This window comes from Bacillus sp. EE-W1, from assembly GCF_009760835.1.
Taxonomy (GTDB): Bacteria; Bacillota; Bacilli; order Bacillales; family Bacillaceae_G; genus Bacillus_A; species Bacillus_A wiedmannii.
This window is the reverse complement of the sequence record NZ_WIPE01000050.1, coordinates 1-17,170: the sequence shown is the minus strand read 5'-3', so window position 1 is coordinate 17,170 and position 17,170 is coordinate 1. Positions and strand designations below refer to the sequence as shown.

The window sequence follows — 17,170 nt, the reverse complement described above, 5'->3', positions numbered from 1 at the left end:
TGCTAATTGATTTACTCCACCTGCCATTTGGTTTGCTCCTGCAGATAATGTTCCTAAGCCTTCTGTTACCTTTCCAGATCCATCAAACAATTGATTTACCCCATCAATTAATGGTCCTGACCCGTTTTTTAATCTATCTGCACCTACTTTAGCATTACCTAATCCTTCACCTAATCCATGAAACTTACTTACAAATTCGTTTTGTGCATTCGTTAATTTTTTAATACCACTCGTTAAATTCCCTACATCTTCCGGATTCGGCATTTTGCTTTGCATCCCACTTGTCTTTTCACTGATTTCACCTTTTAATTGTCTTACTTCTTCATTTAATTTATTTGTTCCACCTGCTACTCCGGCAGCTTTTTGCTGAACTGTCGTTGTACTTTTTACGGCATTTGTTATGAATGGTTGTAACTGCTCTTGATATTCTTTCGGTAAACTTTCAATTTGCTTTTGTAAATTCGCTACATCTTGCGCTGCATTTTTTGCATCTCCTGCTATTGATTGCGTAAATTCATTTAACTGATTTACATTCGCCCCAGCACCATCTATTTTCTCATTTACTGTATTCAATATAGCAGGAACTTTCAACTGCATTTCCCCTAATCCTGCAACAGAGTTTTGTACTTTATTATTTAACTCCTGCAAACCCTTTTGAATCTCTTGAGAACCTTTCTCTAATTGACTTTGACCTCCCGCAAGTTTTTCCATACCATTTGATAGTTCAGTTGTTCCTGTTTTTAATTCACCTGTTTTACTTACCAATATGCTCAAACCGTTCGTTACTTTCTCAGATCCATCACGCAATTCACCAATTCCTTTTTGCATTTCACCCGTTTTGCTATTTAACATATTTAAACCGTTCGTTACTTTTCCGGAGCCATCCACTAATTTCCCGATACCTATCTGCATTTCACCTGTTTTGCTATTTAGCGTATTTAAACCATTTGTTACTTTGCCTGACCCATCTACTAATTTATTAGATCCATCTGCTAATTTCTGAGCTCCATCCTTCATCTCTCCAGACTTCCCTTGTAATGTATGAAGGCCATCTGTCACTTTACTTGAACCATCATGCAGCTCACTTGATCCGTCATGTAGTTTGTTTGCTCCTTCCGCCCCATCTGCTAATCCTTTTGAGACGTCTTGAATAGAATCAAACATTTTCTCTGCATATGTTTTCGTTAACGTACTTGATACTTCACCTTTAATTTTTTCAATGGCTGTTCCGCCAATTTGTGAAGATAAGAAGTTTAAGCTTTCGTTTGGAATGTATTCTAAGTTTAATGGTTTTGGATCATCTTTTAATAACGTTGTAGCGTTATTTGAGAAGTCATTTGGAATGCGTACTAGCATGTAATACTTTCTACCTTCCATTCCTTTTTTCGCTTCTTTTTCACTTACAAATTCCCATTTGAAACTTGTATTATCTTTTAAGTTATCAACGAGCCCTTTTCCAACCTCAATTGGTTTCCCATCAAATACTGCACCTTTATCTAAATTGACTACCGCCACTGGCAAATCATCTAACTGTTTATACGGATCCCAAAAGGCCCATAAAAACATACCTGCATATAAAATTGGCACGAATAAAACCGCGATAATTGGAATTAATATTTTTTTACTTTTTATAATTTCAGTAAACTCTTTACGAAGTAACTGATTCCATTTCATCATTTCTCCCCCTTTTCTAAATGACTAAATTGTCCATTTGGTCATTTTCTCCCAAATAAAAAGGCTATACCTATTCATACATATGCCTTATCCCCGAATGTATACTATGCAACTGTTCCTTACTATGAAGTAAATATTTCTATTATCCCTCCTAAAATAAATATATGACCATTTCGTTCAAGTGGTCATTTTTTTATAATAATAAAAGGATTATCTTAGTTTGACAATCCTTTTAATAAATAAAGTTCGAATAATTCTGCAATTTTTTCTTTTTCTAGCGGTTTATGATTTTTTTCCCAATCAAAAATAAGCGATACGTATAAGCGAAGCATAATAAATGCTGTAATTTCTGGATCACATTTGCTAATCTCACCTTTTTCAATCGCAATCTTTAAATACGATTGAATGACAGAAACGATTTCCACATCTACTTGTTGCATCACTTCTTGTACTTCTTTCGTTCCCATATCACGCTCTTCTTGAATTAACTTAATCATGAGCTGATGTTCTTTTCTGAATTCTAATATGCTATATAATGCTCTATGTACATTTTCAAAAAATGAAACATCTGAACGAATTGCATTTTCTGCAACTTGCTTCATTTCTGTAATTAAATTAGAAATAATCTCACCAAATAGCTCTTCTTTATTTTTGAAAAAAGTATAAATCGTTCCTTTTCCTACATTCGCTAACTTCGCTACTTGATCCATCGTTGTTGCTTTATAACCGAACGCTGAAAAAGACTTTGTTGCAGCTTCAATAATAGAACGTTTTCGATCTATCGCCACATCATCACCTCCAAAAATGACCAATTGGATAATATAGTCAATCAGTACATCTTTGATATTACCACACGCTTACATTGTATACAAGTTCTCTTTTTTATTATTTCCAGTATAAAAAAATTCCAGTCAAGTTATATCATACTGTCCATAGTGTATCAAAAAGAATGCTTATATGGAAAGCAAGAATATATTCATAATAATTGCTGGATAGATCACTCTAGAAATCTAATTAAATAGACAGTGTTCTTAAAACCAAAACTTTAAGAACACTGTCTTTTATTTTGACATAGAAAGTAAGATTTTCTCCATCTCTTTCTTAGTTAGCTCATCATCGATTATCTCTTCGTATATCTTTGTATCTCTTGTAAAAATATCATTCACTATGACAATTTGATACTCACTATTCTTACCTTGTGCTGGTACAAACATTTTGAGCCCTTTTAACTTACCCTCTCCATGAGAAGATTTATTATAGACCATTCCTTTCCCGTCTAAACTATAACTTTCTAGATTCTCTTCTCCAGGCATCATGTAGTGTAGTGGATCCTTATTACCACCTGCATACATTCTTGACTGATAAATTGTAAAACCATATTTCCCTTTTTTATATTCTGATTTAATAACTAATTCTATATCTCTTCCAAAATATGAATCAGCCCATTCTCTCTTTAACTCATAACCTTCAGGTATATAAGCCGGCTGCTTAATTTGAAACGGTACATGTTCTTTTGCTTCTTCTATAGTATATGTTAAAGATTTCTCCACCCTTTCCGAAAGTGGAACTAATTTTTTCTCAATACTAGCTAGTCTTTCTTGATCAGCTTTATTCAAGCGTTCACGTTTAAATTCCTTTGTATCTCCATCATAATTCTCAGGAACATTTTTCTTAACCATTGCTTTTTTATGAATTTCTTTCGCTTTCTTAAATAATTGAACATACTGCTCAAATTCTTCTTTTGTAAAATTCTTTTCTGCCAAATACAAAAAGTCTGTATCCCTTTTATAAGACTTTATTGACATACCCCATTCTCTACTTGCATTCTCCGGTGTACCTAATACTGTTTCTATCGCTTTTTCAAAAGCTGCTTTAGATTGCTTGTTTTCTGCAACTTTTTCTTTCTGCCTTTCATCTCCCTCAGTTATCCTTGCATTTAATAAAAATCCGCCTGCTATAGCAACTATAGCAATAATCCCAAGTAAAGAAAGACGATACGATTTCTTTTGGAATTTTTTAATCATAACGATTCTCCTTTTTAGTGTTCGTTTATTTCTACTTAAATTTGCTAGGCTTGGTACTTGATAGGAATAATGTTCTAGGAGGGTAATAATTGTATGACCGTATGCAATTTGCTCCTCTTTATCTATAAACGTAAGCGCATATGCATCACAAGCTAATTCTTGATCTTCTCGCATACAAAAATAGGCGTACCAAAGAATCGGATTGAACCAATTTAATAGGATTAAACTGTACATAATCCAATTTACAGCTACGTCGTTTCTCTTAATATGAGCTAACTCATGGTAAAAGACATATTGTAATTGTTGCTCATTTAATACTTTCATATGTTTTTTTGATAGTAATACTTTCGGACGGAAGAAACTAAAAACCGTTGGACTTGCAATCTTTCCTGCAAGACGTAATGAAACTGCCTTCTTCATTTTCATAGACTGCTTGCAGCGATTAAACACTGTAGTGACCTGTTCGTCCGTAATATCCGGTTGTTTCTTTATGTAAGAATATAAGCGTCTATTTGTAATAAACGTTATGACTGCTAATATGATCACCCCAGCCAACCAAACATATAGAGCAACTTTGTATAAAGACAATGCAGTCTGTTGTTCCGAACTCACGTTTACTTCAGGTTCACTATTTTTTGTCACAGTTTCAGCATTTTGTTCTAATTCCACTGTATGTTGCATCTCGTCATTCACTGTATTCTCAGGTGAAGGTGTATTTTTCTGAATAACTTCCGACACACTAGAACTATAAGAAAGTAATGAATAAATACTATAAGAACTATCTGGTGACCATGGTAAAAGGAGTCTTATCATTAGTACGATCCACAGCATATATTGCCATCGGGGCGTTAACTTATTTCTAAATAGCACTTTTATACATAGAATAAATCCAACTAATATGCTAGCCATAAGTGACGTTTCTATAAGCCAATCAAAAAAATGAGGAAGGTATACATTTATAAGCATGTCTATCATTGTTATCTATCCTTCCTCTTGTTCTCCTCTGTCTTCTCATCTAAAATGCGTTTCAGTTCATTAATATCTTCTGAAGACAATTTTTCCTCTTTTAAAAAATTAACAAGTAATGGCTTAAACGCTGCGCCGCAAAAACGCTTTAGCAAAGATTTCGTTTCAACTTGCAAATAATTATCTTGTGATACTAACGGATAATAAGCATACATGCGCCCTTTATCTTGATGGTAAGAAACGGCTTCCTTTTGTACTAACCGATTAATTAATGTACGGATTGTTTTCGGTTTCCAGTCCATTGCATCTTCTAGTTCTTCTATAATTTCATTCGCTGTTTGTGGAGAGTTTGACCAAAGTACTTTCATAATTTCTAATTCCGCTTCAGATATTTTAGGTAATTGATTTGTCATAGATATTTCACTCCTCAGTATTACATTTGTAATCTACAATTAAGATTACAAATGTAATACTTAATTGTCAACCATATTTTAGAAAATATAATTTTAGTTAAACCTTACTTAACGACATCAAATTTCCCTTTTTTCAAATAATCAAATAAAAAAACAAGAAAATGTTTACATTTAATAGTAATATAGAAAATAGACAAGTTTATCAAAATAGTGGAGGCTTTTTCAGTCATGATGCGTGCGCTTCGTTTAAATATAAAGCAAGCTTTTTGTAGTCGTATTTCTCTAATTATTATGTTTAGTGGATTCGTTCTTATTTGTATTTATCACTATTACTATGTAATTCGTTATTTAGGAGACGCAGCGAGTGGACCTATTTCAACAGATATAAAATGGATCGGATTTCGCGACAATGAAATGGATGTTTATTTATTATTAATGCCAGTTATTGCGAGTTTCCCCTTTAGTACAAGTTACAATTCGGATAAGTCAGATGGTTTTAAACCGTTTGTGAGTAAGGGGATTTCTTTATTTCCTTATTCAGTAATGAAATATATCGTTACGTTTTTTTGCGGAGGATTTCTTTATACATTTCCATTCATCTTATCGTTATTATTTTGCAAATTAACCATTCCAGACGGAACACCTACGATTGGTTCAGGCATCATAAATGCTGATGGAATGTTCGCAAACCTATATTTCGATGCGCCTCTCACTTACATTACTGTATATATCGGAATTAATTTTTTATTTGCAGGTTTAATGGCCCTTTTAGGACTTGCTGCATCTGTATGGTCACAAAAGGACTATATGGCAATTCTCTTTCCATTCGCAGTTGCCTCCATTCCTTACGTCCTGCTAAATACAATATTTCCTTCAATCGGCGGAGCACCTATTCATTTATATGATCCGAAACAACCATTGCAAGGCATGTCACCGTACATTTTAACGATGCAATGTGCTTTATTCCTTCTCGTTAGCTTATTTATGTATATACAAGGAGTAAAGCGGGATAGAAAAAAATATAGAAGAAGACTCCAAAAAAGAGATCGGTGTAGAAAAGCGCTTCAAGCAATTTCAGACTAAGTGATTGTACGAATAAGAGCGTAATTCCCTAAGTTAGCTTAGAGAATTACGCTCTTATTCTCATTTACATTTATCAATCTTATATTTTCGATACTCATATAATCATCTCCCCTTTACGGCGTACCTGCCAATCCCCATAAAATAACGATCGCCGCAAAATAAATCGCTTTAATACCTACAACTGAACATAATAAAATAATTGCATATGTACTTAATTCTCTTCTTGCACCTATTAGAGTAAAAATGACTGCCAAACTAAACGTTACATAGGACAATGCTGTATGTATTAAGTTATATGTAATATCCAAATTTTGAGTAAGTCCTGTTACCTCAGCTACAAATTGAAACATGACGATCGTACTAAAAAAAATTGCAAGCTGATTCATTAGCTTTCCATTTATTTGCGCTGGCATCGTTGCCCTCCCTATAAAAACTAAATATTCAATTAATTTTATCACCAGATTACAAAAAAAGGAATCACCTCTTTATACCATTCTATGACGCTACAAAAACAAAAAAGAACGCTTAGTTACCTAAGCGTTCCCCTAATTTAAGAAGCTTTCTTCAAATCAATTTGAGCAAGTACTGGGTCGTGGTCACTTACACGTCCATGTTCTTTCATAATGTTTGAGTTTAAGTGTACTGGGTCTACAATTGTGTGTGGTGCGATGTTGTTTGTTACTAAAATATGATCTAACACTTGTGCATTTCCTTCATGAATGTACGTGTAGCGGTTCTCTTTCGGCACTGTGTTTAACATATTTTTTAAGTTTGTTCCTTCTAGTGCTTTTAGTGGTTTAGCGAACTCAAAATCGTTCATATCCCCTAACACAACAACTGGTGCATTCGTGTTCTTTTTCTGAATTCCTTGTACAAAGTGATTTACTTCTTGCGCTAACTGAATTCGTTTTTCTTCACTCTTTAATACGAGCGGCTGCACTTTTCCAAATGGCGTTGCATCTCCTATTTTTGAGTTTAAGTGATTTGCAACGACAACAACGTTTTGTCCTTGGAACGTAAATTCTGCTGCAAGCGGTTTACGTGTACTTTCAAATAATGAACTTTCGTCTCCAATACGAACGACATTTTTATCAAGTAACTTCGGTACTGCTGCTAATTTCACGCGTGATGGGTTGTAGAAGAAACCGACGCGAATATTCGCTCCTGGTGCTCCTCCGTCTAGATTATTATTCGGAGCAATTTCTACATACTCATACTTCGGTCCGCGAATTTCTAGAACTGCATCAATGATACGTTTTGCGCTTAACGAAGCATCTGTTGTACCGTCATTAATCGTTCCGTTATTATCTTGCATTTCCTCTACACCGATAATATCTGGCATTTTTAAATTGTATTTAATAGAATACGCTAACGCTTTTACTTTTTCATCTGTTGTTTCTTTTTTATTCGCCGAGAAGTTTTCAATGTTATATGTAGCAACTGTTAACTTATCAAGACGAGGCTGAATATTCGCCCCTACTTGCTTAAATCCACCGTCCACTACAGATGGTAATTCCGTTATTGGCGCAATGCGGAACGAACCGTAATCATATCCGACTACCCCTGTTATATCTCCAGTGAAAGTATCTCCTACTTTTGCTACATAATCGCGAGGTACTTTTACAGAAAGACGCTCTGGGTTTAATTGATTTTCATCTAATAAAGGTGTGCCATATTTCGTTACGACTTTATTTCCGCCATTTTCTACTGTTACATATAAATTTCCGTTTTTCTGAGGTGCAATAATTTTTGGCGTTGGCATCGTAACGCGCATACCTTCTATACTTTCATAAAAATCGATTGCATCTTCATTTGGATCAAATAAACCGAATGCATCATTATCGATAATTTGATCAGGGATTTTCACACCGTTTTCTCCAAGTACAATCGGTGCTGGTAAAGGTTGATCTTTTGCGATTACAGCAACGCGGCTCGCTTTAATTTCCGTCGTCGTTAAATCTGTGTCAAACCTTTCTGCATATCCAGGTCCAACATATTCTTCTACTTCTCCATCAACTTGAATAAGATCTCCTACCGCTACATTTGCATCTTTTTTGTATACGTACATACCTTCTGAAGTAGCTGGATCATTATCCGGCTGATTATCTTCTATATAAAAACCATTTTTATCAAGTGCTGTTACAACACCTTCCACATTGTATACTTTCTTCCCTTTGTAAGGTGAAACATGTGATTTTCCTTGCATATCATGAATACGAACCTGTTCATTGTTTACGATAATAAATGAAAATGTGGAAATCGCTGAAGAAGTAAGCCCTTCTTTCTCTGCAATTGCTTTAATCACACTATTTTCATTCACTACAATTTGTCCGTTATAACGAACACTCTTATTTGTAGGGTTAGAGCCATCTAACGTATAGTAGATTGTTGCTCCTTCTGTATTCGTTGTTAATGTTACCGCTGTGCCCTTCGCAACTTCTCCGCTACCAGGCGAAGCTACTACATCGCTAACACGGTTTTGTCCTTCCCCTTGAAACTTATGAGCCGTTACCGATTTTAAACCTGGGCTACTAAAATATAATTCAAGCGTCCCTGTTAAACTAACTTTCTTCCCGATATTTTCAGGATGATCTTTCACGTTTACTGCCGCTCTCACATCACCTTTCGGCAACTGAACAGGCATGATTTTGTCTGGATTCGTTTCATTTGGCGAATCGGCAATTGCTACGTTTGTATCATCAAACTTAGCCGGATCTTTCGTGTATTTAGAAGGACTTTGCGTATATCCAACGATATACCCTTCCACTATCCCCTTCGTTTTCCCTTGCTGTTTAAATACTTGAATTGCTTTTTCTACTGACATAGAAGTCGTTTCTTCTGCTTGTACTAAAGTTCCAGTAAATGAAAGCAATAGTATGAATGATAAAAAGACACTTAGCAATTTCTTCACAGTCATTTCCCTCTCCCTATTTCATATTTTCTCAGCATTTCTATCATATCAAATGATTCGTTATATAGAATGATATTTCGACAAGTTTTACAAAAAATTTATTTAATTTACAAGCTTTCAAACTATAATACAAAATAATAATTTTACACCTTCTACGAATGCGCTCTATAATGTTAGAGAGAGAAAACAGAAAATATCGAAAGTTCATTGGCATGTAAAATGGATTCATTTGAATAGGAGTGATTGGATGGAAGTACAAACAGAAACATACCGCGCAGCTATGAATGGAACATTAGAACGTCATTTTTCAGATATGATTGCCGTTATACCTACTAGAATTACAATTGAGCAGTTAAAACAGCGGCTAGAAACTATCTCTACTAAAGTTGATGAGTTAAAAATTGTTTTTAGTGATGAGACAAGCCTTATTGTTGAGTTACATATGGATGAAACAATCATACCGTATGAGCTGCATATTGATGAGGCAAATAACCCAGAAGAATATAAAATGTACAATAGACAAGATTCTACAATCGTAGATCGTCATTTTGAAGATGCTGCTTATGGAACTGAAATTTTCACTCGTACGCTATTTGTAGGCGATGTATTGGACTGCTTTTTCCAGCAGTTACAGTTTTTATGGCACCTCGCTCCAGATTTGTTATTTGTAATCGATTCAAGTGCAGCAATGAAAGTGATATCTAGAAGCTATATTGAATATCACGTTGAAAATGAATTATTACCTGACATTCCTGACTTGTATGTTATTCATTCTGTTTATGAAGACGATAAAGAAGGTGAGCCTACGCAATATTGGTTTCATACACATGGCCTTTTAAGAGCAGGCGTAACAGAAATAGAATTAATTATTCCAAATCGCATTTCGTCCTACTACGGCATTGGTGATCTCTTTCAAACATTTGCTAATAATGCCGTTGAGAATGGACAAGTCCCTATGAATGAGCCTATCGTGATCGCGCATAGTCAGCAAGGTTCTATCCATACAGTAGCTGTTCCGTGGGAAAAGGGATTATCTTATATTGGGCATAAAACGAGTATGGATCAATTGTCTTCAATCGAGGATGAAGAAGTGAAACTACAACCAATAGATGCACAAAACGTATTCTTAGGCGGGATGGATGACCGAGATGAATACCATCAATCTCCGTCCGTTCTTTTATTCAAATTTAATACTTCAGAAGAATATATTGAAAGTTTTTTCAAAGAACACGAGGAAGCTACAGGGCTCATGTTCTATAAAACAAATAGTGAAACCGATCGTATGGCTTACAATGCGAAGAATACTTTCGGGTATTTCAGCAATATTTTTCACATTGAACAATCAAATGAAGATTTTCGTTTCCTCGCTAAGTTTGGTGTTTCCTACGAAGAAGGAAAAAGTGAACATATGTGGTTTGAAATGCAAAACATTACGGAAGATTTCATTCAAGGAATACTCATTAATGAACCATATTTTATAAAAGATATGAGTGAGGGAAATAGTTATCAGTTAGAGTTTGAAAACTTAACAGAATGGGTTATTTATGCGGGAGATTCCGTTATAAAGCCAAATAACTTATATATGTTTATTGGTGAATAAGTAACAAAACGCCTTCAATGTGATTGAAGGCGTTTCTTATATTTTATTGTGCGAGTAATTCCGTCTCCATTACTTTCTCCAAATGAGATAGTACACGCTTTGCGGCTTTCTCACCTTGATCAATACAGTCCGGAAGACCAGAACCAGCGTAAGAACTACCTGCCAAGTATATACCTGGCAACTCTTTTTCCATAAATGTTGTGAGTTTCTTCATTCGCTCGTTATGGCCTACTGTATATTGGGGCATCGCTTCTTTCCAGCGACTTACGACTGTAAACTCAGGATCCTCTGTAATAACCATCGTCTTTCGTAAGTCTTCTAGTACGAGCTGAACGAGTTCCTCTTCTGTTTGTTCTACAACTGCTTCATCACCAGCACGACCGACGTAACAACGAAGAAGCGTTTTCCCTTCTGGCGTTGTATGTGGCCATTTTTTATGTGTCCACGTACATGCTGTAATTGTGTAGTCGCTATTTCGAGATACGACAAACCCTGTGCCGTCAATATCGCGCTGAATGGCTGATTGCGGGAAAGCCATTGCCACATTTGCAACTGATGTAGACGGAATGTTGCGGAAGAAACGAAACTGCTTGTACTGCGCGAACATAGATGGCAATACTTTATGTGAGCTTGCCACTACGACCGCGTCCGCTTCTATTTCTTTTCCGTTACTAAGAGTAATCGTGTAAGCATCACCAAGTTTTGCAACTTTTTCAATGCGAGTTCCCTTTATTATCGTACCTTCATGTATCTTCGCTTCGAGAGATTCTACTATAGATTCTAAACCTGTTTTCACTGTTTGGAAGATTCCCTTTTTCGGTTCAGATTTCTCTTTTTTCGGAGCAAGCGTACGCATACCGAGTGAAATACTGCGATGTTTCTGCTCAATTTGATACATTTGCGGGAATGTTGACATTAAGCTCATTTCATCAATATCCCCTGCATAAATACCCGATAGTAATGGTTCTATTAAATTTTCAACCACTTCGTTGCCGAGGCGATGTCTGAAAAAATGCCCGAGTGATTGGTCAGATACTGGCTTTGATCTCGGCATTAATAGATCAAAACCAGCTCTTAGTTTACCAATTGGGGAGAACAGCCTGGAAAATAGAAACGGCGTAATTTGCGTTGGAATTCCCATCATCGATCCGCTCGGCATTTTATGTAACCGATTGTTTACGAGGATAAATGATTGACCGGCCTTATTATTTACAAGTTCATCACCAAGACCTAATTCTCGCGCCAGTCTAGAGGCACTTTCTTTTCGTGCTAAGAAAGAATCCGGTCCGCGTTCAATTGTAAATCCATCTTTTCGAACGGTTTGAATTTTCCCGCCAAGTTTACCAGATGCTTCTATAAGTAATGTATCGATCGGCAAGTTCTTGTCATGAATATCTTTTTGCAAGTTATACATTGTTGTTAATCCTGTGATGCCACCGCCGATGATTACAACTTTTTTCCTCAAGCATGCTCCCCCTTTCTTTTTACAATACAGATTCTTTTTTCTTTAATACAACATCTGTTAAGCAATCAATAAATGCGTCCGATGCATTTGGCATTTCTGGACGATAATATTTCGCGCCAATTTCATCTGTCACAACTTTACACTCAAAGTCGTTGTCATATAAAACTTCTAAATGTTCCGCAACAAATCCAACTGGTGCGTATACGAATGAAGTATAACCGTACTTTTCATTTAATTCTCTCGTTAAATCTTGTACATCTGGACCAATCCAAGGATCTGGTGTGTTTCCTGCACTTTGCCAACCTACTGCATAGTTGGCTACTTCAGCACCTCTTGCAATATAGTCAGCTGTTTCATTTAATTGGTCTGGATATGGATCGCCAAGCGCGATAATTTTTTCTGGTAAGCTATGTGCAGATACGATTAATACTGCTTTTTCACGCTCTGCTTCTGACATACCGTTATATATACCTTTCACTGCATCAACCCAGTACTGGATGAATTTCGGTTCTTTATACCAGCTATCAATGCCGTGAATTGTTAAGTTTCCAAGTTTCTCAGCTTCTTCTTGTGCTCGCCCTACATAAGATTTCACGCTAAATGTAGAATAGTGCGGCGCAAGAACAAGTGCGATTGCATCTTGTATACCGTCGTTATGCATATCTTTCACTGCATCTTCAATGAACGGTTCGATATGTTTTAAGCCAAGATACATATGATACTCTACTTCATCTTGTACTTCATTTAAACGCTGTTCTAACTTTTTAGCTTGCTCTAATGTAATAGTAGCTAAAGGAGAAATACCACCAATTGCACGGTAACGCTCTGTTAAATCTTCTAGCATTTCAGGACTTGGCTTTCTTCCTCTACGAATATGTGTATAGTAACGTTCAATATCTTCTTCTTTATATGGCGTTCCGTATGCCATTACAAGCAAACCAATTTTCTTTTTCATACAGCAATGCTCCTTTACTTCGCTAACTGCCCTTTAGAGTATTCATGAATAAATGTAGTTAAACGTTTTAATGTATCTGGATTTACTTCTGGGAATACACCGTGTCCTAAGTTAAAGATATAACCTGGCTGCTTCATCCCTTGATCTAAAATACCTTTTACATGTTCTTCAATAACAGACCATGGCGCAAGTAAGAATGACGGGTCCATATTACCTTGTACCGCCTTATGAACGCCGCGTGCACGTGCCTCTTCGATCGGTAAGCGCCAATCTAAGCCTACTACATCAAGTGGTAAGTCGTGCCATTCATTTACTAAGTGTGCAGCTCCTACGCCGTGCATAATCATTGGAACACCCATCGGGCGAACTTCTGCAAAAATACGCTCCATTGCTGGTTTAATAAATACGCGGTAATCTGCTACATTTACTGTTCCAACCCAAGAATCGAAAATTTGAACCGCTTTTGCTCCTGCGTTAATTTGCGCTTTTAAATATGTAATAACCATATCTGCTAGCTTATCCATTAATGCGAACCAAGCTTTCGGCTCTGCATACATGAACGCTTTCGTATTATGGTAATTGCGAGATGGACCGCCTTCAATCATATAGCTCGCTAATGTAAATGGAGCCCCTGAAAAACCGATTAACGGTACGTCTAACATTTCTGTCGTTAATAAACGAATCGTATCTAATATGTACGGCACGTCATCTTCTGGATTGATTTCCCCTAGCTTTTCTACGTCTTGTAAAGAACGGATTGGATTATCAATAACTGGGCCAATACCTGATTTAATTTCTACATCCACACCAATTGCAGGTAGTGGTGACATAATATCTTTATACAGAATTGCTGCGTCTACGTTATATTGATCAACTGGTAACTTTGTAACGTAAGCACATAACTCTGGATTGTGTGTAATTTCAAATAAAGAATACTTTTCTTTTATCTTTCTATATTCCGGCTGCGAACGACCTGCTTGACGCATATACCATGCTGGTACATAATCAGTACGTTCCCCCCTACATGCTTTTAAAAATGTCTCATTTATAGTTCTTACCAAGACCCTTGCTCCCTTCCTTGCCAATGCTTTTGCTCTAAATACGTTCTATTCCGATATTTATCTTTTTTTACTATACAGCTTGTAAAAACAAAATGCATAACATTATGTACGTTGTTCATGAAATTGACACAAACATTCGTAAAACCGCTTACTATTTTCACAACATTCTTATTATAGCACAGAGAAAAACTATGGTTTAGCTACTTTTGACTTTTCTCCTTCACGTTTCGTTTGTGTGTTATATGGTACAACGTAAAAACTCGGTTTTGAAAAGATGTTAACGAACTTTTCCTCATATTCTCCGGCACCATTTACAGTGCCTACATGCGTATGAACTCCGTTTTCCACTCTATAAATACGATACATAATTCTTTCATCTGGAAGTGGTGTCCAGCTTAATTTTGCTTTAAATAAACCGAAAGGGCTAAACGCTAATTTCATTTTCACATCTTCAATCTTGCGCAAACGAATCGGAGCACCGATTGTTTCCACACCTTCTGGTTTCATAAACTGCTCTTTCTGTTCTACATTTGCCTTCGTTAAAATTTTCTTAAACAATTTCGTTGCTGACGCACTTTCTCCTTGCAACTGATGCTCTTTATCCGTACGGTCATAACCAATCCAAACAGCACCTACTAAATTTGGTGTATAGCCGACGAACCACATATCTCTAGCTCCATTATCGTCATTTGGCAAGGAAGTTGTACCTGTTTTCCCAGCTAACGCCCCGCTATATACACCGGCTTTCGCTGTCCCTTCCTTTACAACTCCTTCTAACATTTTCGTCATATACCACGCCGTTTGTTTCGAGAATATTTTCGTTTCTACTTTTGGCGATTCTCCAATAACTGCACCGTGTCTATTTAACACTTTATCAATAACGTGCGGCTCAATAATAGCGCCATTTGCTAAAAATGCACGATACATTTTCACAAGATCAAATGTTGAAACGCCATTTTTCAATCCGCCAAGCGCTGTACTTAAACCAGCATCGGCAATATGAACATTTCCTTTCTCTAAATATTGCTTTCCTTCTTCTACCCCTAACTCATTTAATAAAGAAACTGCCGGTACATTTGCTGACTCTAAAATCGCATCGTACATCGTCATTTCTTTCGAATACGAATGGTTATAATTTCGAGGTTCATAGCCTTCAAATGAATTTCTTTCATTCGTCAATAAAGAATACGGATTATACTTTTTCGTTTCGAGTGCTGGTGCATAGACGATAAGTGGTTTTAGCACAGAACCGGGCTGTCTTTTTGCGAAAATACGATTAAAGCCTCTCGGGACGTACTTTCTTCCGCCAATCGCCGCTTTAATTCCGCCCGTACGATTATCCATTAATAAAAAAGCACCTTGTGCCCCCTCTTCTTTCCCAGGGAAATTCCTTGCATCTTGAAACTGGTTATACGCTACCTTTTGAATCTTTTCATCCATCGGTACGACAAACGTATATCCTCCGCGCAGTACTTCTTGATGAGACAATCCGTATAAACGAGCTGCTTCATCTATAACCATATCAATATACGGCATATATGCGAGTTCATTCTCATCTAAGTTTTTGTAAAGAGCAATGGTCTTTCCTTGATAACGTACGCTATCTTCGGCAGTCAAATAGCCTTGTTTATGCATAAGTGACAATACGAGATCACGGCGCTCCTTACTCTTCTCTGGAGAGAAATAAGGTGAATATCCATTTGGTGACTTCGGAAGACCTGCAAGCATCGCTCCTTCTTCTACTGTTAAATCTTCTACATTTTTATTAAAATACAACTTTGCTGCTGCTTGAATACCGTAAGCCCCATGCCCAAAATAAATATGATTCATATACATTTCAAGAATTTGTTGCTTCGTATATTTTTGCTCTAATTGAAGGGAAATTGCGACTTCCTTCAATTTACGCGTAACTGTTTTTTCACGAGTTAAAAAAACGTTTTTAGCGAGTTGCTGCGTAATGGTACTGCCGCCCTCTACTTTTTCTCCTGCTAACGTATCTTTATAAAGAGCACGGAATATAGACGGATAATCAATTCCTTGATGCTCATAAAAACGAGAATCTTCCACCGCAATAAACGCCTGCTGGACATGCTTTGGAATTTGCTCGACTGGTACGAGATCTCTATTTTCTACGTATAATTTCGTAATCTCTTTCCCCTTCTGGTCAACGATACGTGATGAAGAGTGGAAAACGAGCTGCTTTTCATCCATCATATAGCCACCAGCTAACACAATAAGTTTATAAAGTACAATCGCTAATACTAGCGTTGCGAATCCACCTAATAAAGTCCACTTTACTTTCTTCATACATCGGCCTTCTTTCCAAATGATGGTACATTTATTATTTGAAAAAGAAGTATCTTTATGTATATAATCTTCGAAGTTTTTTAAGAGAGTTGATATAATAGAAACAAACCATTAAGGGGGCATTAAAATGAAGGCTATTATTTCATACGAAACACCTCTAGAACAAGCACATTTCACTGCAAAAAATGATGAAAAAGATATGTTTTATAAAGAAAATACAGAAGAATCTGTAGAAGGATCTCTTCAATATGATGTACTAGACGCTGTTGGCGAATTTAAAGGACAACCTGGCTACATCGTTTGTAACAACATTTCTGTAACAGACGAAGGTCGCCCAGTATTTGAAAACCGATTTAAAAACCGCGCAGGCCTTATTGAAAACGAACCAGGATTCCAAGCGATCCGCGTTCTACGCCCATTAAGTAACGATACATATGTCATCTTAACAATGTGGGAAACAGAGCAAAACTTTAAAGACTGGACAGAATCACGTTCATTCGAAAACGCTCATAAAAAACGCCCTGCACAAGCAGAAGGACAAGCTCCAGCTCAGGCGCATCCACATGCAGAGCAGCAGAAAAGTATTTTCTCTCGTCCGTCATTTGTGACTACTTTTGATGTGTTAGTTTAAGGATTTTTGTACTGTGGTTTCTCCAAGGCTGCGGTACATGAAATTATATCAGCGATTTTTCGAATATATCGGCGCAACTC

General features: G+C 36.5%; 13 protein-coding genes. 3 read left to right on the top strand and 10 right to left on the bottom strand.

The features are described 5' to 3' along the window. From GFJ36_RS04940 to GFJ36_RS04925, 4 genes are all read right to left on the bottom strand, one after another. Positions 1–1,674 (bottom strand): YhgE/Pip domain-containing protein (locus GFJ36_RS04940; RefSeq protein ID WP_157349507.1); only part of this gene is annotated, 1,674 nt, incomplete at its 3' end. 215 nt (positions 1,675–1,889) lie between these two features. Then, positions 1,890–2,462 carry a TetR/AcrR family transcriptional regulator gene (locus GFJ36_RS04935; RefSeq protein WP_061883872.1) on the bottom strand — a complete coding sequence of 191 codons (573 nt, stop codon included), beginning with the start codon at positions 2,460–2,462 and terminating at the stop codon, positions 1,890–1,892. Between the two features lie 273 nt (positions 2,463–2,735). Next, positions 2,736–4,673, bottom strand: a complete 1,938-nt coding sequence (locus GFJ36_RS04930) for a M56 family metallopeptidase (protein ID WP_097890497.1) — start codon at positions 4,671–4,673, stop codon at positions 2,736–2,738. Positions 4,674–4,675: 2 nt separating this feature from the next. Continuing rightward, positions 4,676–5,077, bottom strand: coding sequence for a BlaI/MecI/CopY family transcriptional regulator (locus GFJ36_RS04925; protein ID WP_000184503.1), 402 nt, complete (start codon positions 5,075–5,077; stop codon positions 4,676–4,678). A gap of 228 nt (positions 5,078–5,305) precedes the next feature. Between GFJ36_RS04925 and GFJ36_RS04920 the strand changes: the two genes are divergently transcribed. Continuing rightward, complete coding sequence (locus tag GFJ36_RS04920; protein WP_088062383.1) at positions 5,306–6,160, top strand: hypothetical protein; 855 nt, start codon at positions 5,306–5,308, stop codon at positions 6,158–6,160. A gap of 113 nt (positions 6,161–6,273) precedes the next feature. Here GFJ36_RS04920 and GFJ36_RS04915 read toward each other — a convergent pair whose 3' ends face one another. Both GFJ36_RS04915 and GFJ36_RS04910 read right to left on the bottom strand, forming a co-directional pair. Further along, positions 6,274–6,573: a hypothetical protein gene (locus GFJ36_RS04915; RefSeq protein ID WP_088062381.1), complete on the bottom strand. Its 300-nt coding sequence runs from the start codon at positions 6,571–6,573 to the stop codon at positions 6,274–6,276. A gap of 137 nt (positions 6,574–6,710) precedes the next feature. Then, on the bottom strand, positions 6,711–9,077 hold the full coding sequence (locus tag GFJ36_RS04910) for a DUF6359 domain-containing protein (RefSeq protein ID WP_097890499.1): 2,367 nt from the start codon (positions 9,075–9,077) through the stop codon (positions 6,711–6,713). A gap of 241 nt (positions 9,078–9,318) precedes the next feature. Between GFJ36_RS04910 and GFJ36_RS04905 the strand changes: the two genes are divergently transcribed. Continuing rightward, entirely contained in the window at positions 9,319–10,671 is a 1,353-nt protein-coding gene (locus GFJ36_RS04905) for a DUF4026 domain-containing protein (protein WP_060489232.1), read from the top strand. 43 nt (positions 10,672–10,714) lie between these two features. Here the strand turns inward: GFJ36_RS04905 and hemY are convergent, their stop codons facing one another. From hemY to GFJ36_RS04885, 4 genes are all read right to left on the bottom strand, one after another. Next, a complete protein-coding gene (gene hemY / locus GFJ36_RS04900; protein ID WP_097890502.1) occupies positions 10,715–12,136 on the bottom strand; it encodes a protoporphyrinogen oxidase in 1,422 nt (473 codons plus the stop codon). 19 nt (positions 12,137–12,155) lie between these two features. Next, on the bottom strand, positions 12,156–13,091 hold the full coding sequence (gene hemH, locus GFJ36_RS04895) for a ferrochelatase (RefSeq protein ID WP_088608398.1): 936 nt from the start codon (positions 13,089–13,091) through the stop codon (positions 12,156–12,158). A gap of 14 nt (positions 13,092–13,105) precedes the next feature. After that, on the bottom strand, positions 13,106–14,152 hold the full coding sequence (hemE, locus tag GFJ36_RS04890) for a uroporphyrinogen decarboxylase (RefSeq protein WP_000252609.1): 1,047 nt from the start codon (positions 14,150–14,152) through the stop codon (positions 13,106–13,108). Positions 14,153–14,341: 189 nt separating this feature from the next. Then, the gene (locus GFJ36_RS04885) at positions 14,342–16,459 is read right to left on the bottom strand and encodes a transglycosylase domain-containing protein (RefSeq protein WP_097890504.1); all 2,118 of its coding nucleotides are present in this window, start codon (positions 16,457–16,459) and stop codon (positions 14,342–14,344) included. 127 nt (positions 16,460–16,586) lie between these two features. On the opposite strand from GFJ36_RS04885, the gene hmoB reads away from it, so the two are divergent. Continuing rightward, entirely contained in the window at positions 16,587–17,090 is a 504-nt protein-coding gene (hmoB, locus tag GFJ36_RS04880) for a heme-degrading monooxygenase HmoB (RefSeq protein ID WP_087951597.1), read from the top strand. Positions 17,091–17,170 lie beyond the last annotated feature (80 nt).